At 39.4% G+C, this 231-nt stretch carries 1 protein-coding gene; it reads right to left on the minus strand.

Annotated features, from left to right (window positions below; all coding sequences use genetic code 11):
• Positions 1–191, minus strand: a 191-nt coding sequence (locus ACTHS3_RS18810) for a hypothetical protein (protein ID WP_440368930.1), incomplete at its 3' end; no start/stop codon positions are given.
• Positions 192–231: the final 40 nt, after the last annotated feature.

The following is a 231-nucleotide window of genomic DNA, read 5'->3' on the forward strand; positions in this document are numbered from 1 at the left end:
CTATAGGTAAGAAATGTTACGGACGTGACAAGATCTAATTTTCCTTCAACGGCATTCCATCTTAGCATTAATTGACCATCATCACCGGTATATTCTTCTATGATGCCCAACTCCTTAAATACATCTAAGGATGTAAGGGCACTGCGATTATTTTGATCTGCCGGCTTACGGCGCAAAATTTCTTGTTCCATATTATAAACCGATTGACTACGACCACGCATAGCTTGTTTT

This window comes from Neisseria sp. P0009.S007 (genome assembly GCF_051962515.1).